Origin of the sequence: Streptomyces tauricus (genome assembly GCF_014650955.1) — a bacterium.
Taxonomy (GTDB): domain Bacteria; phylum Actinomycetota; class Actinomycetes; order Streptomycetales; family Streptomycetaceae; genus Streptomyces; species Streptomyces tauricus.
This window is the reverse complement of the sequence record NZ_BMVY01000020.1, coordinates 130,694-151,218: the sequence shown is the minus strand read 5'-3', so window position 1 is coordinate 151,218 and position 20,525 is coordinate 130,694. Positions and strand designations below refer to the sequence as shown.

The 20,525-nt window shown below is 71.6% G+C and carries 18 protein-coding genes and 1 tRNA gene; 5 read left to right on the top strand and 14 right to left on the bottom strand.

Annotated features, from left to right (window positions below):
• Position 1: 1 nt before the first annotated feature.
• Genes ehuA through ehuB form a run of 4 tightly spaced genes read right to left on the bottom strand, consistent with a single transcriptional unit; the run spans position 2 to position 3,099 of the window.
• Positions 2 to 820 carry an ectoine/hydroxyectoine ABC transporter ATP-binding protein EhuA gene (ehuA, locus tag IE278_RS26780; RefSeq protein ID WP_373312088.1) on the bottom strand — a complete coding sequence of 273 codons (819 nt, stop codon included), beginning with the start codon at positions 818 to 820 and terminating at the stop codon, positions 2 to 4.
• Positions 810 to 1,460, bottom strand: a complete 651-nt coding sequence (gene ehuD / locus IE278_RS26775) for an ectoine/hydroxyectoine ABC transporter permease subunit EhuD (RefSeq protein ID WP_189775825.1) — start codon at positions 1,458 to 1,460, stop codon at positions 810 to 812. The genes ehuA and ehuD overlap by 11 nt, the downstream gene beginning before the upstream one ends.
• Complete coding sequence (gene ehuC, locus IE278_RS26770; protein ID WP_189775824.1) at positions 1,457 to 2,176, bottom strand: ectoine/hydroxyectoine ABC transporter permease subunit EhuC; 720 nt, start codon at positions 2,174 to 2,176, stop codon at positions 1,457 to 1,459. The genes ehuD and ehuC overlap by 4 nt, the downstream gene beginning before the upstream one ends.
• Positions 2,173 to 3,099 (bottom strand): ectoine/hydroxyectoine ABC transporter substrate-binding protein EhuB, encoded by a 927-nt coding sequence (gene ehuB, locus IE278_RS26765; RefSeq protein WP_189775823.1) that lies wholly within the window; start codon positions 3,097 to 3,099, stop codon positions 2,173 to 2,175. Before ehuB ends, ehuC begins: the two co-directional genes overlap by 4 nt.
• A gap of 97 nt (positions 3,100 to 3,196) precedes the next feature.
• Between ehuB and IE278_RS26760 the strand changes: the two genes are divergently transcribed.
• Complete coding sequence (locus tag IE278_RS26760; protein WP_189775822.1) at positions 3,197 to 3,697, top strand: DUF3830 family protein; 501 nt, start codon at positions 3,197 to 3,199, stop codon at positions 3,695 to 3,697.
• A gap of 198 nt (positions 3,698 to 3,895) precedes the next feature.
• Here IE278_RS26760 and IE278_RS26755 read toward each other — a convergent pair whose 3' ends face one another.
• Complete coding sequence (locus IE278_RS26755) at positions 3,896 to 5,314, bottom strand: amidase (protein ID WP_189775821.1); 1,419 nt, start codon at positions 5,312 to 5,314, stop codon at positions 3,896 to 3,898.
• 39 nt (positions 5,315 to 5,353) lie between these two features.
• A complete protein-coding gene (locus tag IE278_RS26750) occupies positions 5,354 to 6,340 on the bottom strand; it encodes a D-2-hydroxyacid dehydrogenase (protein ID WP_189775820.1) in 987 nt (328 codons plus the stop codon).
• Between the two features lie 278 nt (positions 6,341 to 6,618).
• Here IE278_RS26750 and IE278_RS26745 point away from each other — a divergent pair, with 278 nt between their 5' ends.
• The 3 genes from IE278_RS26745 to IE278_RS26735 all read left to right on the top strand — a co-directional run bounded on the left by IE278_RS26745 (position 6,619) and on the right by IE278_RS26735 (position 9,553).
• A complete protein-coding gene (locus tag IE278_RS26745; RefSeq protein WP_189775819.1) occupies positions 6,619 to 7,440 on the top strand; it encodes a maleate cis-trans isomerase family protein in 822 nt (273 codons plus the stop codon).
• Positions 7,437 to 8,168 carry a maleate cis-trans isomerase family protein gene (locus IE278_RS26740; protein WP_189775818.1) on the top strand — a complete coding sequence of 244 codons (732 nt, stop codon included), beginning with the start codon at positions 7,437 to 7,439 and terminating at the stop codon, positions 8,166 to 8,168. The genes IE278_RS26745 and IE278_RS26740 overlap by 4 nt, the downstream gene beginning before the upstream one ends.
• A gap of 275 nt (positions 8,169 to 8,443) precedes the next feature.
• Complete coding sequence (locus IE278_RS26735; protein ID WP_189775817.1) at positions 8,444 to 9,553, top strand: LLM class flavin-dependent oxidoreductase; 1,110 nt, start codon at positions 8,444 to 8,446, stop codon at positions 9,551 to 9,553.
• Positions 9,554 to 9,579: 26 nt separating this feature from the next.
• Here the strand turns inward: IE278_RS26735 and IE278_RS26730 are convergent, their stop codons facing one another.
• Positions 9,580 to 11,637 (bottom strand): putative bifunctional diguanylate cyclase/phosphodiesterase, encoded by a 2,058-nt coding sequence (locus IE278_RS26730; protein ID WP_246570685.1) that lies wholly within the window; start codon positions 11,635 to 11,637, stop codon positions 9,580 to 9,582.
• Positions 11,638 to 12,032: 395 nt separating this feature from the next.
• Here IE278_RS26730 and IE278_RS26725 point away from each other — a divergent pair, with 395 nt between their 5' ends.
• Positions 12,033 to 13,391, top strand: coding sequence for a M6 family metalloprotease domain-containing protein (locus IE278_RS26725; protein WP_189775816.1), 1,359 nt, complete (start codon positions 12,033 to 12,035; stop codon positions 13,389 to 13,391).
• Between the two features lie 55 nt (positions 13,392 to 13,446).
• On the opposite strand, the gene IE278_RS26720 is transcribed toward IE278_RS26725, so the two are convergent.
• From IE278_RS26720 to IE278_RS26690, 7 genes are all read right to left on the bottom strand, one after another.
• A tRNA-Lys gene (locus tag IE278_RS26720) sits at positions 13,447 to 13,520 on the bottom strand.
• Positions 13,511 to 14,209 (bottom strand): bifunctional DNA primase/polymerase, encoded by a 699-nt coding sequence (locus IE278_RS26715; RefSeq protein ID WP_189775815.1) that lies wholly within the window; start codon positions 14,207 to 14,209, stop codon positions 13,511 to 13,513. Before IE278_RS26715 ends, IE278_RS26720 begins: the two co-directional genes overlap by 10 nt.
• 467 nt (positions 14,210 to 14,676) lie before the next feature.
• Positions 14,677 to 15,042, bottom strand: coding sequence for a DUF8844 domain-containing protein (locus IE278_RS26710; protein WP_189775814.1), 366 nt, complete (start codon positions 15,040 to 15,042; stop codon positions 14,677 to 14,679).
• Positions 15,043 to 15,157: 115 nt separating this feature from the next.
• Positions 15,158 to 16,492, bottom strand: a complete 1,335-nt coding sequence (locus IE278_RS26705; RefSeq protein WP_189775840.1) for an AAA family ATPase — start codon at positions 16,490 to 16,492, stop codon at positions 15,158 to 15,160.
• An 8-nt stretch (positions 16,493 to 16,500) separates the two neighbouring features.
• On the bottom strand, positions 16,501 to 18,144 hold the full coding sequence (locus tag IE278_RS26700; protein WP_189775813.1) for a hypothetical protein: 1,644 nt from the start codon (positions 18,142 to 18,144) through the stop codon (positions 16,501 to 16,503).
• Positions 18,141 to 19,466, bottom strand: a complete 1,326-nt coding sequence (locus tag IE278_RS26695) for a hypothetical protein (RefSeq protein ID WP_246570701.1) — start codon at positions 19,464 to 19,466, stop codon at positions 18,141 to 18,143. Before IE278_RS26695 ends, IE278_RS26700 begins: the two co-directional genes overlap by 4 nt.
• Complete coding sequence (locus tag IE278_RS26690; protein WP_189775812.1) at positions 19,390 to 20,385, bottom strand: phosphatase PAP2 family protein; 996 nt, start codon at positions 20,383 to 20,385, stop codon at positions 19,390 to 19,392. The genes IE278_RS26695 and IE278_RS26690 overlap by 77 nt, the downstream gene beginning before the upstream one ends.
• Positions 20,386 to 20,525 lie beyond the last annotated feature (140 nt).

Here is a 20,525-nt window from a genome sequence, read left to right as displayed (position 1 = left end):
CTCAGAGCACCGCGCCGAGGAACTCCCTGGTCCTGTCGTGCTCCGGGTCACCGAAGATCTTCTCCGGCGGGCCCGACTCCAGGACCCTCCCGGAGTCGAACATCAGCACCTGGTCGGAGATGTCCCGGGCGAAGCTCATCTCGTGGGTCACGCACAGCATCGTGATGTCGGTGCTGCGGGCGATGTCCCGCAGCACGTCGAGGACGCCCGCGACCAGCTCGGGGTCGAGTGCGGACGTCACCTCGTCCAGGAGCAGCACCTGCGGCCGCATCGCCAGCGCCCGCGCGATCGCGACGCGCTGCTGCTGCCCGCCGGAGAGCTGGCTCGGGTACTTGTCGATGTGCTCGGCGAGCCCCACCAGGTCCAGCAGCTCGCGGGCCCGCTCCTCGGCCGCGTCCTTGGACATGCCGAGCACGGTGACCGGCGCCTCGGTGATGTTGCGGAGCACCTTCATGTTGGGGAAGAGGTTGAACTGCTGGAAGACCATCCCGATGTTCTTGCGGACCTCGCGGATGTGCTTCTCGCCGGCCGGGACCAGCTTGCCGTTCTTCTCCTCGTGGGTGAGGTAGTCGCCACCCACCTTGATCGTGCCCTCGTCGGGCTTCGTCAGGGTCATCAGCAGCCGCAGGATCGTCGTCTTGCCGGAGCCGGACGGGCCGATCAGCGTGACGTGCTTGCCGGACGCGACGGAGAAGTCGAGGTCGTCGAGGACCGTGTTGTCGCCGAAGCGCTTGGTGACCTTGTCGAACCGGATCAGCTCGCTGCCGTCCACCGCCGGGTTGGCGCCGGAATCTTCTGTCAGGGGGTTTTCAGCGGACAAGACGTCGCTCCAGGGCTCGCATGAGGAGGGAAGCGGGATAGGAAATGAGGATGAAGGCCACGCCGATGACCGTCAGGGGCTCGGTGAACTGGAAGTTCTGCTGCGCGAAGAGCCGCGCCTCACCGAGCATGTCGAGGACGGTGATCGCCATCAGCATCGGCGTGTCCTTGAGCATCGAGATGACGTAGTTGCCCAGTGCGGGCACCACCCGGCGGATCGCCTGCGGCAGGATCACCGCGGTCCACGTCCGGGTCAGGGGCAGGTTCAGTGCCGTGGCCGCTTCCCATTGGCCGGCCGGCACGCCCTCGATGCTGGCCCGGTAGACCTGCATCGTGTACGTCGAGTAGTGCAGCCCGATGGCGACGACACCGGTGGTCATCGCGGAGAACGTGATGTCCCACTCGGGCAGCACGTAGAAGAGGAAGAACAGCTGCACCAGCAGCGGGGTGTTGCGGATGAACTCGGTGACGACCCCGACCGGCCAGCGCACCCAGCGGGTCGGCGCCCGCATCAGCAGCGCCCACACCAGCCCGAGGACGAAGGAGATCAGCGAGCCGAGCACCAGGGCCTGCAGGGTGACCAGCAGTCCGTCCCAGAAGTGCGGCATGAAGTCGCCGACGGCACTCCAGTCCCATGTCATGCGGCACCTCCGCCGACTCCGGTGGTCTCCGGGCGATGCAGCTCGGCCTGGGACACACCCTTCTCAGGAACCTCTCCGATTCCGGCCTTCAACCGCTTCTCCAGTCCGCGCATGAGCCGCGTGAGCAGGAAGGCGATCACGAAGTAGATCAGCAGGATGTACGTGTAGATCTCCGCGCTCTCCTGCAGCGCGAGCCGCACCAGGTTCCCGCTGAAGGCCAGATCGCCCATGCCCATCACGGACACCAGGGCGGTGCCCTTGAGCAGCTCGATCAGCAGGTTGGAGAAGGGCGGGATCATCTCCGGCACGGCCTGCGGCAGCAGGATCAGCCGCAGTCGCTGCCAGGGCGTGAAGCTGAGCGCGATACCGCCCTCCACCTGCGCCGGGTCGACGGAGTTCAGGGCGCCGCGCACGATCTCGGAGCCGTACGCCCCGTAGGTGAGGCCCAGGGCCAGGGTGCCGGCCCACAGCGGGACCAGCTGCCAGCCGAAGGCGAGTGGCAGCACGAAGAACACCCAGAAGATCATGATCAGTGCCGAGGTGCCGCGGAACACCTCGGTGTAGAAGCCCGCGAGGAAGCGGACGATCCACAGCCGGTGGACACGTGCGATGCCCACCACGAAGGAGACGGCCGCGGCCAGCAGCGCGCTGAGGACCAGCAGCTGGACCGTGACCCAGATCCCCTTGAGGACGAGTTCCCAGAGTCCCGATGTCATCCGCCGCACAACTCCTTCGCGGTCAGATCGGTCATCTCGTTCTTGGTGAAGCCGAAGGGCCGCAGGATGCGCAGCAGCTCACCGCTGTCCTTCATCTTCTTGAGCTCCACGTTGAAGGCGTCCCGCAGCTTCGTCTCCGTCGGGCGGAACGCGAAGCCGCCGCCGTCCGTGTGCGGCTTGCCGTCCACGAGGGGAGCGAACGGCTCGGTCGACTCCACCTTGCCGGACTTCTTGACGACCTCGCGGGTGGTCAGCGCCGTCCCGGCGAAGACGTCGACACGGCCCGCCTCGACGGCGTTCATGCCCGCGACCTGGTCCTGGACGATCAGGATGTCGCTCTCCTTGTACCCGGCCTCGACCGCGTACTGGATCTCCGCGTATCCCGTGCCGGTCGCGAACTTCGCCCCCGACTTCACGACGTCCTTGTAGTCGCGCAGGTTCTTCGGGTTGCCCTTGCGGACGATGAAGGCGTCGAGCATCTGGTAGTCGGGGTCGGAGAAGATCACCTGGGCGCAGCGCTCGGCGTTGATGTACATCCCGGCGGCGACCACGTCGAACTGCTGGGACTTCAGACCGGGGATGAGCGAGCCGAACTCCGTCGGCACGGGCTGTACGCGGTCCACCCCCAGCCGCTTGAAGATGACCTTCGCGAGTTCCGGGGCCTCGCCGGTCAGCTCACCGTCCTTGTCGATGTAACCGAAGGGGATCTCACCGGCGATACCGAGGCGTACGACGCCCTGCGCCTTCAGCCGGTCCAGGAGGTCACCGCCGTCCTTGCCCGACGCGGTGGCCACCCGGCTGCAGCCGGCGGCACCGAGTGCGCCGAGCGCCGCGACACCCGCCAGCAGCGACCGGCGGCTCGTGCCGCGGTGCCCGACGTCCGGCAAAGCTTCCTTAGAGTCGTTCCCAATTGGTGGAGCCATGGGCGCGCGGCTACCCCACGCGATACAAGTTATTCGGATTAATTTGCGCCCCGATGCCCGCGACGGCGGTATTGACCCCGGGTGGACCATGGAACCCATGGCTGACCGCTACATCGACGTGTCCCTGTCCAAGCGCGGAGTCCACTGCACGGCGAAGCTCCTCGACGACCGCGCCCCGATCACCTGCGAAGCCGTCTGGAACGCGTTGCCGCTCGGCGGTGACGTCTTCCACGCGAAGTACGCCCGCAACGAGATCTACACCCTGCTGCCGGCGTTCGCCCCGGCGGAGCCGCCCCTGGAGAACCCGACCGTCACGCCCATCCCGGGCGACCTCTGCTACTTCTCCTTCTCCGGTACGCAGCTGGGGTCGACGGCGTACGGGTACGGGGGCGCGTCCGGCGTCCGGGCGGGCACACCGGTGATCGACCTCGCACTCTTCTACGAACGAAACAACCTGCTGCTCAACGGGGATGTGGGGTGGGTGCCGGGGATCGTGTGGGGCCAGGTGGTGGAAGGCCTCGACACGATGGCGGAGGCGTGCAACGACCTGTGGCGGTCGGGGGCCCTGGAAGAGACGCTGAACTTCCGCCGGGCGTAGGGCTGACCCGTGCCTCCCTGCGGGCCCGGTGCGCGCGAGCTGCGCAGTTCCCCGCGCCCCTGAAAACAGGGGCGGGGGGCGCCCCATCAGGGGCGCGGGGAACGGCGCAGTCTTTTGCCTTTCAGGGGCGCGGGGAACGGCGGAATCGGTTGCTTTGAGGGGCGCGGGGGAACTGCGCGGCCAGCCCCCACCGGGCCGCTAGAGGGACGGCCGCGCAACCCCGCCGACCCCCGCCGCGTACAACGCGTGAGCCACCCGCAGGACCAGCGCGTCCTGGTGACGGGCTCCGACGACCTGCAGCCCCACAGGCAGACCCCTCTCATCCACCCCCACCGGGACGGTGGCGGCCGGCTGCTGCGTCATGTTGAAGGGGTACGTGAACGGCGTCCACCCCGTCCACCTGCGATACCCCGACCCACCCGGCACCTCCACCCCCGCCTCGAACGCGGTGATCGGCAAAGTGGGCGTCACCAGCACGTCGTACGTGTCATGGAAGCGCCCCATCCGCCGCCCCAGCTCCATCCGGACGTCCACCGCCGCGAGATAGTCCAGCGCGCTGAACCGCTCACCCAGCCCGACGATCTCCCGCAGCCCCGGATCGAGCAGCTCCCGCTGCCGCGGGCCGAGCCGCTGCGTCACCCGCGCCGCCCCGCTGAACCACAGCACGTGGAACGCCTCGACGGGATCCGTGACATCGGGGTCGGCCTCCTCGACGTACGCACCGAGGGCCGCCAGCCCCTCCACCCCGCGCCGCACGGCCGCCGCGACCCCGGGCTGTACGGCGACCTGCCCGCCGAGGGAGGGCGAGTACGCCACCCGCAGCCCCCGCACACCTCCGTCCAGGCCGTCCACGTACGAGCCGGCCACCGGCCCCAGTCCCGACCAGTCGCGGGTGTCAGGCCCGCTGATGACGTCCATCATCAGCGCCGCGTCCGCGGCATCGCGCGCCATGGGCCCTACATGCGCGAGCGTCCCGAACGCGCTCGCCGGATACAGCGGCACCCTCCCGTACGTCGGCTTCAGCGCGAAGATCCCGCAGAAGGAGCCGGGGATACGGACACTGCCGCCGCCGTCCGTGCCCAGGGACAGCGGCCCCGCGCCCAGCGCCACGGCCGCCGCGCTCCCACCGCTCGACCCGCCCGCGGTGCGGGAGCGGTCGTAGGGGTTGCGGGTCACCCCCGACACGGGTGAGTCGGTGACGCCCTTCCAGCCGAACTCGGGGGTCGTCGTCTTCCCCAGGAACACCGCCCCGTGCTCGCGCAGCCGCGCCACGGACGGCGCGTCCTCGTCCCAGGGCCCGGACTCGGACACGGTCCGCGAACCCCGCAGGGTCGGCCCGCCCCGCGTCAGCAGGATGTCCTTCACCGACACCGGTACGCCGTCCACAAGCCCGGCCGGCTCACCGCGCCGCCACCGCTCGGCGGACTCCCGGGCCCGCGCGAGCACCGCCTCCTCGTCGGGATGGTCGAGATGGTCGGGACGTACGAACGCGTTCACCGCGGGCTGGATCTCCTCGGCCCTGCGCAGCGCGGCCCGCACCACGTCCACGGGGCTGAATTCACCCTTGCGGTACCCCTCGACGAGTCGTACGGCCGTCAGTTCGGTGAGCTCGGTCATCCGGTCATCCGCCCCTCCCACGTGTGCCTCCGACGGGTGTCAGTGGCCAGGTACGTATCCGCGCCGCTTGTCGACGACGTTCGGCAGGGGTTCACCCGCCTCCCAGAGCGCGTACAACTCCACGAACTGCGTACCCAGTTCGTCCCGCCAGCCCACCGTGTCGCCGCTCATGTGCGGGGACACGATCAGGCCGGGGACCTCCCACAACGGGCTGTCGGGGCCCAGCGGTTCACGCTCGAAGACATCGAGCGCCGCCCCCGCGATCCACCGCTCCCGCAGGGCCCGGACGAGCGCGTCCTGCACGACGAGCTGCCCGCGGCCCACGTTCACGAAGTACGCCGACGGCTGCAGCAGAGCCAGCCGCCGCGCGTCGAACATCCCGTACGTCTCCTCGGTGAGCGGCGCCGCGGACACCACCCAGTCGGCCCGCACCATCAGCCGGTCCAGCTCCTCGGGACCGTGCACGCCGTCGCGCGCGGTCCGTCCCACGAGCGCGGTCGTGATGCCGAGCGCCCCCAGAGTGCGCTCGATGGCCCGCCCGATCGGCCCGGAACCGACCACACACGCACGCGTACCTGCGACGCGTCGCGATTCGCGGTGCCGCCACTCGCGCGCCCCCTGGAGCTCAAGCGTGCGCGGCAGATCCTTCGCCATGGCGAGGACGAGCGCGGCCACGTACTCGGCGATCGGCTGGTCGAAGACGCCGCGCGCGTTCGTCACCACCGTGTCGGAGTCGGCGAGTTCGGGGCACATCAGATGGTCCACACCCGCGCTCGCGGTGTGCACCCAGCGCGGTCGCGGCCCCTCGCCCGGCCACGCCCGCAGCAGCGCGCGCGAGGCGAAGTCCCAGATCAGGAGGGCGTCCGCGGTGGGCAGCAGCGCGGCCAGTGTCCTGTCGTCCGCGTACTCGACACGCACCCGCCCGGTCAGCCGGCCCAGCCGTGGCGGCGGATCGGAGCCCAGTACCAGCAGCGTCGGCTTTTCGGCCATGTTCGGGAACAGGGGAGGGGGCGAGGGAGTGGTCATCGGGGAGAAACCGTTTCGCAACGAGGGTCCGCTTCTCTGAGTCCTGAAGCGTCTGAAGCACTGCCGCGGGTCAGGGGCCGAGTCGTCTGAGATGGGCGGATTGACCACGCTCGCACCCGAACCTACCTTCGTCAACACGGGCTATTCCCCCCGGGGTTCCTGGGGTGCCGTCTGTCCCTGTCCCGACGTCCCGGCCCGCGCCGGCTTCTGTCCCCGGCTGCCAGGCAGGCCTCGCGGCCGATCTCCACCACTCGCCCGATCCGAGTTTGGGGCTGCTCATGGACGTCTCCTTCCTTGGTGGACCTCCCTCACTGCCTGAAGGGCGTGGGAGGGGCCCCCATCCTCAACGGGGTGTCGGCGTCGTCGCTCCCTTCGACTTCGCCCTCGACCGCGAACTGTGGCGATGGGTGCCCGACGAGGTGTCGCTGCACCTCACCCGTACACCGTTCGTGCCCGTCGAGGTCAGCCTCGACCTGGCGCGGCTGGTCAGCGAGCACGAGACACTCGGCGACGCAGTACGCGCGCTGAACGCCGTCCAGCCCGAGATCATCGCCTACGCCTGCACGTCCGGCAGCTTCGTCGGCGGGATCGCCGGTGAGCGCGCCATGTGCGAGGCCATGACCCGGGCCGGCGAGCTGCCGTCCGTCACCACGTCCGGCGCCCTCCTGGAGGCGCTGGAGGAACTGAACGTACGGCGGATCGCCCTGGTCACGCCCTACACCGTCTCCGTCACCCAGTCCCTGGAGGAGTACGTCGCCGAGGCGGGCATCACCGTCACCGGACGCGCCTACATGGGGCTGACCAGGCACATCTGGAAGGTCCCGTATCGCGATGTCGTCGACATGGCCCGCGACGCGGTGCGCGGGGCCGCCGACGCGCTCTTCATCAGCTGCACCAACCTTCCGACGTACGACGTCATCCCGCAGCTGGAGGCCGAGCTGCGCATCCCGGTGATCTCGGCCAACCAGGTCACGATGTGGGCCGCACTGCGTCACCTGGGTACCCGGGCGGTGGGGCCGTACCAGGCGCTGATCGACGAGTCGGCGCGAGTGCGGCCCGTACCGCCCGCACTACCGGAAGAACAGGAAGGTTGGGCATGACGGCTCTCGGATTCCTCTACCCGGGCCATTCGGCCGAGGACGACTACCCGCGCATCGAGCAGCTCCTCGGCAGCGACATCCGCCTCCAGGTCGTCCACACGGACATCGGCGAGGACGCCCACCGTGTGGACGCGCTCCTGGAGATGGGCTCGGCCGCCCGTCTCGCCGCCGGTGTCGAGGAGCTGCGGCTGTCCGGGGCCGAGGCGGTGGTCTGGGCGTGCACCAGCGGCAGCTTCGTGTACGGCTGGCAGGGCGCCCAGGACCAGGTCCGCGCGCTTGCCCTGTCGGCGGGGCTGCCGGCCTCCTCGACGTCCTTCTCGTTCGCCCACGCGGTGGGGGAGCTGGGGGTGAAGCGGGTGGCGATCGGCGCGACCTATCCGGACGACGTGGCGGCGCTGTTCTCGTCGTTCCTGACGGACGGGGGGCTGGAGGTCGTCTCGGTGCGGGGGGCCGGGATCGTCACCGCGGCGGAGGTCGGGGGGTGGGGGGAGGCGGAGGTGTTCGCCTTGGCCCGGGCGGCCGATCACCCTGAGGCGGAGGTGGTGCTGCTGCCGGACACCGCGCTGCACACGGCGTCCTGCCTCCCCGCCCTGGAGGCGGAGCTGGGCAAGCCGGTCCTCACCGCCAACCAGGTAACGGTCTGGGAGGCCCTACGCCTCACGGACCGCCGGGTGAACGCCCCCGAACTGGGCGCACTCTTCACCCGCCAACGCCCCGTACAGGCGTAGGGCTTTTCCTCGCCCCCGCCGCCCCTACCCGTTCCCGTCACGTACTCGGGGGCTCCGCCCCCGAACCCCCGCTCCTCAAACGCCGGAGGGGCTATATCTAGCCCGTCCGGCGTTTGAGGACGAGCGCGTCAGCGCGATTGCGGGGGCGAGGGGGCGCAGCCCCCATGTGTGGACGATGGGGGAGGGTAGGGGCGGCGGGGGCGGAGGAATAACCGGAGCCCCCCTCCTGTTGTCGCAACGCGGGAAATCGCGCGCACCAAACAGGAGGAAACACCGTGGCGGCACCGGACCACACGCCCACCGAGACCAGCGACATCCGAGCGGAGGCGAAGGGCACCGCCCCCACCCCCCTCTCCGTCCTGGACCTGGTCACGGTAGGCGCAGGCCACACCGCGACCGAGTCCCTGCGGACCGCCGTGGAGCTGTCCCGCCTCGCGGAGACCCGCGGCTTCCACCGCTACTGGGTGGCCGAGCACCACTCCATGCCGGGCGTCGCCTCCTCCTCACCGGCCGTGATCCTCGCCCACCTGGCCGCCCACACGACCCGCATCCGCCTGGGCTCGGGCGGCGTGATGCTGCCGAACCACGCCCCGCTGGTCATCGCGGAGCAGTTCGGCACGCTCGAAGCGATGGCCCCGGGCCGTGTGGACCTCGGCCTCGGCCGCGCCCCGGGCACGGACGGCGCCACGGCCGCGGCCCTGCGCCGCTCGGACCGCCTGAACGAGGGCGCCGACGACTTCCCCCAGCAGCTCGCGGAGCTGACCCGTTTCCTGGACGACGACTTCCCGGACGGCCACCCGTACGCGCGTATCCACGCGGTCCCGGGACCGGTCCAGGCGACCTCGCCCGGCGGTGTCCAGTCCCCCCACCGGCCGCCCGTGTGGCTCCTCGGCTCGTCCGGCTTCAGCGCCCGCCTCGCCGGCACCCTCGGGCTGCCCTTCGCCTTCGCGCACCACTTCTCGGCGCAGAACACCGTCCCGGCGCTGGACCTCTACCGGGAGTCCTTCCGGCCGTCGGCCGTGCTCGACGAGCCGTACGCCCTCATCGGCGTCTCCGCGCTCGCGACGGACGACGAGAAGGAGGCCCGCCGCCAGATCATGGCCGCCGCGCTGAACATGGTCCGCCTGCGCACCGGCCGCCCCGGTCTGGTCCCCACTCCGGAGGAGGCGGAGGCGTACGACTTCAGCCCGATGGAGCGGGAGTTCGTCGACTCCTGGAACACGAACGTCATCCACGGCGGCGCCGACGAGGTCCGCTCCGGTCTCGACGACCTCCAGAAGCGCACGGGCGCCGACGAGCTGATGCTCACCGCCAACGCCCACAGCGGAGCCGTACGCCTGCGCTCGTACGAGCTGATCGCGGACGCGTACGGGCTGCCCGCCTAGGGCTTGTGTCCCCGCGCGGTCAGGCCCTACGGGCAGGCCGCCGCGGACAGGAGCGCGGAGATACGATCCGGCGCCACCGGCCGGGAGTACAGCCATCCCTGGCCGGTGTCGCAGCCGATGCGCCGCAGGCGGGTCGCCTGGCCCGCCGTCTCCACGCATTCGGCGGTGACGGTGAGGCCGAGCCGGTGCGCGAGCTGGATCATCGCCTCGACGACGACCTCGTCGGCGGGGTTGGGCGGCGCTCCGACGCCGTCCGCGCCCTCGTGGTCCCCGCTCTCGTACTGGAAGCCCCGGACGAACGACCCGTCGAGCTTCAGCACCGAGACCGGCAGCCGGCTCAGGTAGGCGAGGTTCGAGTACCCCGTGCCGAAGTCGTCGATGGCGATGCCCACACCCATGTCGCTGAGCGCCTGGAGGGCCTGCAGCGGCCGGTCCGCGGAGCCCATCACCGCGGACTCGGTCAGCTCCAGCTGGAGCAGGTGCGGGGCGAGCCCCGTCTCCGCGAGGATCGCCGCCACGTCGGACACCAGGTCGGAGTCCCAGACCTGCCGCACCGCCACGTTCACGCTGACGAAGATCGGCTCGGCGTCCGGGTGCTCCAGCTGCCAGCGGCGGGCCTGCCAGCAGGCGGTGGCCAGCACCCAGCGGCCCAGCTGGACGATCGACCCGTCCTCCTCGGCCAGTCCGATGAACCGATTCGGCGTCAGTGTGCCGAACTGAGGATGGTTCCATCGCACCAGCGCCTCGACGCCGCGCACGACGCCGTCCTCCATGCAGACCAGCGGCTGGTACTCCAGGGCGAACTCGCCGCGCTCGACCGCGGGACGCAGTGTGGAGGAGAGCGCCTGACGGGTCATGCGGTGGGCGTTGCGCTCCGGGTCGAAGAGCGTCCAGCGGGCCTTGCCGTCGGCCTTCGCCCAGTACAGCGTCGTGTCGGCGGCCTGCATCAGACCGGTCGCGGTGGTGCCCGCCGCGTGCCGCTCCACTACTCCGATCGAGGCCGAGACCGACAGCCGCTGCCCGGACAGGTCGAAGGGCACCTGGAGGGACTTCAGCACGGAATCGGCCAGGTCCGCGAGCTGTTCCGTACCCGTCGAGTCCTCGACGAGCAGCGCGAACTCGTCGCCGCCGAGCCGGGCGACCAGCGGGGTGGCGGTTCTCGCGTACCCGGCCTCGTTCGCGCAGCGGGTCAGCCGTTCGGCGACGGCCGCCAGCAGCCGGTCGCCGACGCGGTGGCCGAGCGTGTCGTTGACCGCCTTGAATCCGTCCAGGTCCAGATAGCAGAGCCCGATCCGGCCGGTGCCCGACTCCTCGTACGCCTCGGCCTCCAGCGCGGCCGACAGCCGTTCGAAGAACAGGGTGCGGTTGGGCAGCCGGGTCACCGGGTCGTGCATCTGGAGGTGCCGAAGCCGCGCCTGGAGCTCCCGGCGACCGCTGATGTCGGAGACCGAGATCAGCACGGCCCGCTCCTCCTCGGGCAGCGGACTGACCGTCACCTGCGCCCAGAGGGAGTGGCCGTCGGGGTGTTTGAGGCGCCGGGTGCAGCGCAGCCGGGCCTGCCGGCCGCGGAGCACCTCGCGGTACGCGTGCCAGGTACGGGCGTCCGAGGCGAGGTCCACCAGGTCGGCGGCGATGCGGCCGGTGAGGCCGTCCCCGTCGGAGCCGATGCCGAGCAGCGCGGCCAGCGTGTCGTTGGCCGTGACGACCCGGCCCTCGCGGTCCACGACGGCCATCGCGAGGGGCGCGGCGGCGAACGTGGCTCGAAACGTACGCCCCTCGACGCCCGTACCGGCCCCGGACCCCGCCTCCGTGTGCGAGGGGAGTCCGGCCGGGGCGGCGGCCGACAGCCTCGCCGGAAGTCCCGCGGCCAGACCGACCGGGAACTTGGACGAGAGGCCGACCGGCAGTCCGGCCGACAGGTCGACGGGGGTGTCGCTCAGGGGCTCTACCAGGGGCTCGACCCGTCGAGCCCGTTCCTCATGAGAGAGGGTCCCGGCACGAAGAGAGCTCGTGGCATGACTCTCTGTGACGGCCGACCGAACGAGGTCTGCCGTGGGCGCCGGTCCATCGGACGTTCCGCTCACCGTTCGCTCCCGCTGTGCACTCGTTCGTCGTACAGGTCTCGTCGGGGGTCGGCCGGTGGTGGACGGCCGCTCCAGCCGTGTCCGCGCAGGAAAGTGTGCCGATCATAGAGGCTGGCCGTTAGGCCTTCCAGCTACCGTCCAGTGTCCCGGACGGGCACCCCTTTCTGACAGATCGTTTCTGCCCGCACCTGGACAGGTTCCTTCATCGGCCGATCACTTGTGACGTTCCGTGAGTGGTCGGGGTGTCGGCGTGTCCTGGCGCCCCCCTGGTGCTCCCCGATGTTCTCGGTCGGATGTCGGCCCGCTCACTCCTTTGGATCAGATAAACAGGGCGTAGGGGAACAAATCATCACAGGCTGGTTGCGGTATCCCGAATTCCGCATCCGGAGGTCGACGTGCCGCGTCTGCTCCCCCTCAAGGGGCTCACCCGTGGCGGGGTCCGACCCCGCCTGCGCGGGCAGATCTGGACCGGTCACGGATGGCGGATGCCCGCGGCCGTGTTCACCTCCATGGCGGCGCTCGCGGCCACCTCCCTGGCCGTCCCCACCGCCGCCGTGCCGCTCTCGATGCCGTGCGCGCTGAAACGGACCGCGGCCCACCACTCCGAGGGTGTGGACACCTGGAACGCCGCCTATCCGCGGCCCGCCCGCCGCCTGGACGCGGTGATGGTCTTCCTCTCCTTCCCGGACGCCGCACCGCTGACCAGGCCCGCCGAACTCACGGCCGACTACTTCCCGGCCACCAGCCGCTTCTTCGAACGGGCCTCGTACGGAAAGTTCCAGCTGCGCCCGCACCCGCTGCGTGAGTGGATCCGGATGCCGCGGGCGTCGACCGCGTACGCCATACAGCGCGACTGGAACGCCGCGTCGCGCTCCGCGTATCTGCGGGACGCCCTCGCGGCGGCGGACAGCCACGTCGACTTCTCCCGCTACGACGTCGTCTACTTCGTCGCCGATCCCGACGCTCCCGGCGTCGACTCGGACGCGACGAAGGTGGTGAACATGGACGTGCCGCTGCGGGCCGACGGCACGGACATCCGCCGGATCGTCACCGTGTTCGAGAAGCACCCGCCGGACCGGCTGGTCCTGGCCCACGAGACCGGCCACGTCTTCGATCTGCCCGACCTCTACCACCGGCCCGTCGACGGCAAGGGCGACTGGGACACGTACGTCGGCGACTGGGACCTCATGGGCAGCCAGTTCGGACTCGCCCCCGACCTCTTCGGCTGGCACAAATGGAAACTCGGGTGGCTGGAACCACGTCAGGTGGCGTGCGTACGGGACGCGGGCGGGCGGGGCACGCGACTGACGCTCGAGCCGCTGGCGGCGGGGTCCGGTGTGGCCGCGGCGGGCGGCACCGCGGCGGGCGCGCCGGGGTCCGAGCCCGGGTGGGCGGGGTTCGGGACGGCGGGCGGGACGAAGCTGGCGGTGGTGCGGACCGCACGGGACAGCGCCATCGCCTTCGAGGTGCGCGGGCCGGCCGGCAACGACGAGGAGGCCTGTTCGCAGGGCGTACTCGTCTACCGGGTGCAGGGCGGGACGGAGTCCGGCCGCGGGCCGATCGAGGTGGTCGACGCGCACCCCGGTTCCGGGACCTGCTGGGACGACTCGGTCTACGCCCCTCTCGCGGACGCGCCGGTCGGCCTCGGCGAGAGCTTCACCGTGCCCGGGGAGGGCGTACGGGTCGAGGTGGCGGACCGGACGGCGTCGGGGGCGTGGACGGTGACGATCTCGACCGGACGGGACGCCGACTGAGCGGCGCGGGCACGCGAAAAGCCCCCCGCTTCCGCGAGGGGCTTTCCACCGTCTGTGCGCCGCCAGGGACTCGAACCCCGGACCCGCTGATTAAGAGTCAGCTGCTCTAACCAACTGAGCTAGCGGCGCCTGCTGACGTCGTAGACCTTAGCATCCTGATCGGCGGGAGGAAAAATCGATATCGATGCCGTGGGGCAGGGCTCCGACAGCTGCCGCCGGGCCGCTGACCGGGCAGCTCGTACCGCCGCCCACAGCATGATCTCCGGCCCCGGCAGCCAGGGGGCGCGGGTGTCGGGGGCGACCAGCCAGCGGGATCCGAGACGGTCGGGGGCGGTCGGCGCCGCCGGTACGAGGGGGGTCGGGGCGGGGACGGTCACCGCGTCACCCGTGCCGTGACACAGGAGCGGCGGGATGGCCCGGCCCCGCTCCGAGGCGCCGCCCGATCCCCACTCCTCCCACTCCAGCAGCGAGGGCAGGCGGTGGGCCGTGCCCGGGGCGGCGAACAGGAGCATCCGGCCCCGGTGGGCGGCCACGGGACCCGAGCCCGGACCCTCGTCCCACAGCCGGTCCAGCATGTGGCGGCCGAACAGGGCGGGAGCGTTGACGACGTCGAAGACGGAGCCGCAGGCGAGGACCACGGGGGCGGTGGGCCGGTCGTCCCAGAGGGCGCGGGTACTACGCGGATACGTTCCTGCCGAGGCGAGCCAGGCCGCGCCCTCGGGGGTGACCCCGGTGGCCTCGGTGACCTCCGGGCCGGCGTCGTTCACGGTTCCGGGGCAGTGGGGGGCGATGCTTACCAGGTTCCGATCGATGCTCATGACACACATGTCTACCCGCCGTGATCACCCACTCCCACAGAGTTGCGAGAACCCGGGACAGAAGAGAACACCGTGGAGTATCTTGCCCACCTGGCATATGCCAGAACTCGGTTGCCTTTCCCTTTTCAAGGGCGCGGGGAACGGCGCAATCTGTTGCCTTTCGCCCTCGCGGGCGCGAGGAACGGCGCAACCAGTTGCCTTTCGCCTTCAGGGGCGCAGGGAACCGGCGCAACCAAACGCCTTTCGCCTTCAGGGGCGCGGGGAACGGCGCAACCAGACGCCTTTTAGGGGCGCGGGGAACTGCGCAACCTGGCCATGACAGACCCGCACGGACTGCCTTCAGGGGCGCGAGGAACGGCGCAACCAGACGCCTTTAGGGGCGCGGGGAACTGCGCAACCTCGCCATTACAGACCCGCACGAACTGTCTTCAGGGGCGCGAGGAACGGCGCAACCCCGCGGACGATCCTCAGATCGGATCCGCATACCCCTCCGCATCGGCCCCCCGCAACAACTCCCGCCCGAACTCCACCATCTTCTTCGCATAGTCCTCGGTCCACTCAGCCCGCGCAGCGACCTCCGCCGGGGTGAGCCGGTCGAACCGCCGCGGATCCGCGAGCTGCGCCGCCGCCATCGCCTGGAACTCGACGGCCCGATCGGTCGCCGCCCGGAACGCGAGCGCCAGCTCCGTGGAACGGGCCAGCAGCGCCCGCGGATCGTCGATCGACTCCAGGTCGAAGAAGTGCTCCGGATCGGTGGCCGCGTCCGCGGGCTCGAAGAGCAGCGGCGCGGGGCGAAGCCGCGGCTCGTTCCGACGCGGCGTGGGCTCCGCCATGACTTCTCCTCCTCGTACAGCGGTCAGCCCGTCCGTGTGGGCGGGCCACCGTCCATTGTCCCTTGACCGCGCAAGAGGGCCATCGGCCCTGACGCGCGCCCCCGCACACGCTCCTTTACGACGTCCACGCCACCCGGTGTTCAGACAGCTGCGAGAACACCGCGTGATTCGCCTCCCAGCCGTCGGGGAACTTCACCGTGACGCCCAGCTGCACCGGCTCCGTGGACGGGTGGTCGTCGAGCAGGTCGGTGACACCGGCACGGCACACGACGATGCACGCGTGCCGGTGGCGCGACGCCAGCACGCACAGGCGGCCCGTCTCCAGATGGAACGCCGTCGCGTCGGGACGCCCCGACAGGGGGTGCAGGACGACGGTCACGTCGTACTCCCGCCCCTGCAGCCGGTTCGCCGTGTCGACCGTCACCTCCGGGACACCCAGTTCGGCCAGCGCCGCCCGCACGGCCGCCGCCTGGTCGCGGTGGGCTGTGCCGACGGCGATCCGGTCGGCCGTCAGCGGGGCCGCGTCGGGGGACCGCTCCGAGGTCGCCGCGCCGCCCCGGTCCAGCAGTCGGCGTACGACCAGCGCGAGGGCCCCGATCGCCTCCGGGTCCGTGCGCGGGGTGTGCCGGGCCGGGAGTTCCAGCAGGCCCCAGCCCGATTCGGCCGCCTCGTCGATGACGCGGTCGGGGCTCGACCCGTCCGACGGCACCGCGAAGGCGAGCCGCCGGTCGCCGTGGCCCGTGCCGCTGCGGAACGGTGTGAAGGGGTAGAACGCGGCCGACACCAGCGGCGCCGCGGAGGCGGGGAGCCGCCAGGAGACCGGCAGCCGGTGCTGCGGCAGCCCCGGATTGTGCGCGAGGAGGGTCGTCACGGCCGAGGCCGAGGGGTCGTACGACAGGCCCGCCCACTGCTCCGAACCGACGATCGCGAACGGGTCCAACTGCCCCGGGTCGCCCACGAACAGCGCCCGCTCGAACAGCCCGGCCACGGCGAGCAGCGCGTCCGACCGCATCTGGTACGCCTCGTCGACGATCGCGTGCCGCCACGGCTCGACGCCCTTGACGTGCGCCCATTTCGCGGCCGTCGAGATGACCACGTCGAGCCCGGCGAGATCACCCGCCTTCGCGGACTTGCGGACGTTCGGCAGCTCGTCGAGCGCCTTGTCGTACGGGTCGGAGTCGCTGCTGTGCAGCCGGCCCACGGGCAGCTCGGGGTTCTTCTCGGCGAGGCGCAGCACCAGGTCGTCCACCTGGGCGTTCGTCTGGGCGATGACCATCAGCGGGCGCCCCGCCTCGGCCAGTTCGAGCGCGGCCCGTACGACGAGGGTGGACTTGCCCGCGCCGGGCGGTGAGTCGACCACGACCCCGCGGTGCGTCCCGTGCAGGGTGTCGCGCAGGATCGCGTCGGTGGCGCGGGCGGCCTCGGCCCCCGGGTCGAACACGGCGTTCACCGCACTGGTCACAGGACGTCCTCTTCGGTCACGGCGTCGGGCCGCGGGGCGGCGTCGGTCTCTCCGGGCGGTCCGCCGTGCGTCCACGGCGTGTCCTCAGGCTCGGGCAGCTTCGCGCCGCCCCGCTGCTCGTGCTCGAAGAGCGTGAAGCAGACCGGATCGCCCTTCTCCGGTACGGATCCGGGCTCGGGCTCCTTGCCGCGGCCCATCTTGTCGAGGATGCGCAGCACGACGAGGGTTCCGCCGCCGCCACCACCGTCGCCGCCGCCGTCGGGAACACCGGCCGAACCGTCCGTCTCGTACCCCACGAACTCCGCCGACTGCGGCTTGCCGCCGAGCGAGCGGTAGACCTTCACACGCTCGCCGAGATGCGGCCGGTCGTCCGTGCGCACGGTCACCAGCGGGCGCGGGGCGGCCCGCTTCCCCTCGCTGTACGCCATCACGACATCGGTGACCTCACCCGCGAAGGCCTCACCCCCGAGCCGGCGCCCGGCCATGACCAGCGGGTCGTCGAGGGCCTCCTGCGCCTCCAGCCGGGCCTGCTCGCGCTCGCGCGTGGCGAGTTTGTTCGCCGCCGTGACCGCGTCGTCGCGGCGCGGCTGCGGCGGCTCGCCGGCGAGGACCCGGTCCCGGTGGCCGGTGAACGACCAGCGGTCGCGGGTCCAGCGGTCGGCCGCGCGCGGACCCTCGGGCAGCGTCCGCAGCAGGTCGAGGCCGTGCCACACCGCGTCCCAGGTGGGGCGGGTACGGCTGGCCACCAGCTCGTGGATGTGCCGCTCGGCCGCGGTGAGTTCACCGAGCCGGTCGTCCGCCTCGACACCGTCCTCGGCGGCGGCGAGCGCCGTACGCGCGCGGTCGTAGCGCTCGATGGCGGGGGCGAGCAGCTTGTTGTCGAAGGCCGGGTCGGTGGCCGGTCCGGCGGGCGGGCAGACGAGCTGGCCCTGGGCGTCCCGCAGCAGCTCGGCCCGCAGCGCCGCCTCGGCGCCGGACTCGCCCTCCGGGGGGTCGATCCAGGCGAGCAGCGCGCCGAGGTGCTGGTCCTCCAGGGAGGACTGGCCGGTGGCCCAGTGCCGGGACAGGACATCGGTGAGGGCCGTCAGGAGCGACGAACCCGGCACCCGGGCCCGCTCCCCGTAGTGCGTGAGCCACCGTCCGAGCAGCGGTACGCGCGGCGGCGCGGGATACGGGGTCTCCGGGTCCTGCTCGGCGGTGCGCCTGAACCGCATGGAACGCCCCAGCAGCCGTACGAGTTCGATGCCGGCCCGGCCCGGGACGATCAACTGGGGTGCGTCCGCGCACAGTTCGACCTCGACCTTGACCCGCTTGCCGGTCTCCGGGTCGGTCTCGTTGCGCTCGGCCGCCTCGACGTCGTCCGCGTAGGCGTCGATGTACGGCAGGACGATGTCCGCGAGCTCCGCGAGGAACGCGAAGCGGAGGTCGCGGTCGCGGGGCTGCGGCACGACGAGGAGGCGTGGCGCGTCGCGGTCCGTGCCGACCAGTGCGCCCAGGGGGGCGCCCGCCTCTCCCGCGGTGGTGAGCGGGACGAGGACCAGCGGGTGGTCGGTGAGGTGGCGGTGGCGGACGGTGGTGAGGGGCTGGGCCCGGCCGGTGCTCACGGCTTCCAGCCTCGCGAGGGTGGTGATCAGGGTCATTTCGACCCCTGGGGTTGGCCGTCGGGTGCCGCGCCGTCGTGGCTGGGTGCGCCGTTCCCCGCGCCCCTGGAGGGGCGGGGTAGCTGGGGTTCGTTGTCAGGTGCCGCGCCGTCGTGGCTAGGTGCGCAGTTCCCCGCGCCCCTTGCGGGGCTGGGGGCGGCGTTGCTCACGCCGCTGGCGGGGCTTGGGGTGGCCAGGGCCTCTGTGCGGAGGGCTGCCGCTCTGCGCAGGGCGTCGACCGTCGGGTCCGTCGGGTCGCCGGTGTGGCCGTGGGCCGCGGACAGGACGTCGTCGACCGTGGTCAGGGCGCCCAGTTCCGCCCGCAGGGAGCGGCCCAGGGAGGTCACCGCGCCCTCGGCGCGGGAGCGGGCTCGGCAGTGGAAGGCCAGTTCGCAGGCGGCGAGGCACTCCGGGGCGTAGGTCGCCGGGACCGACTCCACCGCGGCCGTCAGTTCGGCGGCGGGGAGGTCGGGGGAGAAGCAGGTGCCCTCGGGGAGCGCGTCGGCGATGTCCTCGACGCGGGTGAGGCGGTCCAGCTGGCGGCGGGTCACCGAGCACTGCTTGCGGACGTCCACGGCCGACGCGGTCGGCAGGTTGGAGAAGTCCTTCGGGCAGACCAGCAGCACGGTGGGCCGGACCTCCGGCGCGGGGTCGAGGCGGGCCGCGACCTGCTCAAGAGCCAGGACGTACACCGCGGACTGGCGGGCCGCCGCGCCGACCTTGGCCGGGTCCGCCGAACCGTCCAGCATCGGGAAGGACTTGATCTCGACGACCGTCCAGCCGCCGTCGGGGTGCACGACCACCGCGTCCGGCTCCAGGAAGGCGGGGGAGCCCGCCACCTCCAGCGCGAGCAGCGGATGGTCGAGCAGCGTCCAGCCGCCGGCCGCGGTGGCCTCGCGCAGCGCCAGCGCCGTACGCGCCGTGCGCCCCTCGGGGCCGACGGCACTCAGATCGGGAACGGCGCCGCCCGCGGGTGGCTCGGCCCCCGGGTCCAGCTTCTCGTGCACGAGCCGCAGCAGCTCCGCGCCCCCGTCGGCCTTGACCCGCGCCTCGAAGGCGTTGCCCCGCATGAACGCGAACTGCGACTGCCCGAAGGCCGACGGCGAGCCGAGCGCACTCGCCAGCACCGCCTTGTTCACGCCCGCGCCGTCGAGGATCGCGCGCCGGCGGCACCCCGGGTTCGCCGCGAGCGCCGCGAGGGCGCGCGCGTCCAGCGGCTGCGGTGGGACGGCCGGGCCGCGCAGCTCAGCGAGCCGCTGCCGGAGTCTCGTCCCCCGAGTCGACGGGACTGACTGCCGGTTCGGCTCCCGGCTCGGCGGCACCCGGGGTGGCTGGGACCTTGCGCTGTCGGGGAAGTCGCTCACCCGGCGAAGTCTGGCACCCTGCACTGACAATTGAGGAACCTGTGTCGTGCGGGGCGACCGGGGGAGCGGCTGGGGGACCCCCGAGGGCCGGTGCGAAGGGGCGGATTCCGAACCGTGCCCGGAAGGTGTCCGCGAGCCGCAGCACCGGCCGGGTGAGCAGGAGTCCGACGCCCATGACGGCGAAGCCCGCGACCGCGTCGAGGAAGTAGTGGTTGGCGGTGCCCATCACCACGATCGTCGTGATCAGCGGATACAGGACCCCCGCGATCTTGGTGAGCCGCGTGCCGCCGTACATCCAGAGCATCACACCGCACCACAGGGCCCAGCCGCAGTGCAGGCTCGGCATCGCCGCGTACTGGTTCGTCATGCCGCCGAGGCCGCGGGGCGCGCTCGCCTCGCCGCCCCACCAGCCGTAGTCGCTGTACTGGGCCATCGTGTCGACGAATCCGTGGCTCGCCGCCAGCAGGCGCGGCGGGCACGTCGGCAGCAGGGTGAAACCGATCAGGCCCATGAACGTGGACGTCATCAGCCAGGTCCGGGCGGCCCGGTAGCGCACCGCGCGGGACCGGAACAGCCAGACCAGGACGGCGGGCGTCACCATGTAGTGCAGTGACGCGTACCAGAAGTCCGCCGGGATGCCGAGCCAGGGCTCACGCGTGAACAGGCGGTTCAGCGGGTGCTCGGCGTTCAGGAAGAAGAACTTCTCCACCCGCAGGATCGCCAGGCCGTGGTCGACGGCATGGGTCACATCCCCGCGCGCGAGGAGCCGTCCCGCGGAGTACGCCCCGTACACCAGCAGGATCAGGGGCAGCTCGGTCCACCAGCGGAGGCGGAGTCGTGGTGCCGCCTCGCTGACTGGTGCATCGGTCCGCAGCATCCGATTCCTCCCCCTCCTGCTCCCCCGCCCGCAGTGCCGCGGACCAATGTACGGTCTGTGCGCTTCCCCTGTGGGGGCGCCCCCGGTGCTCAAAGACGCCGAGATCGCCCGCCGGGTTGCCTCTCGGGCAGGTGCGCGAT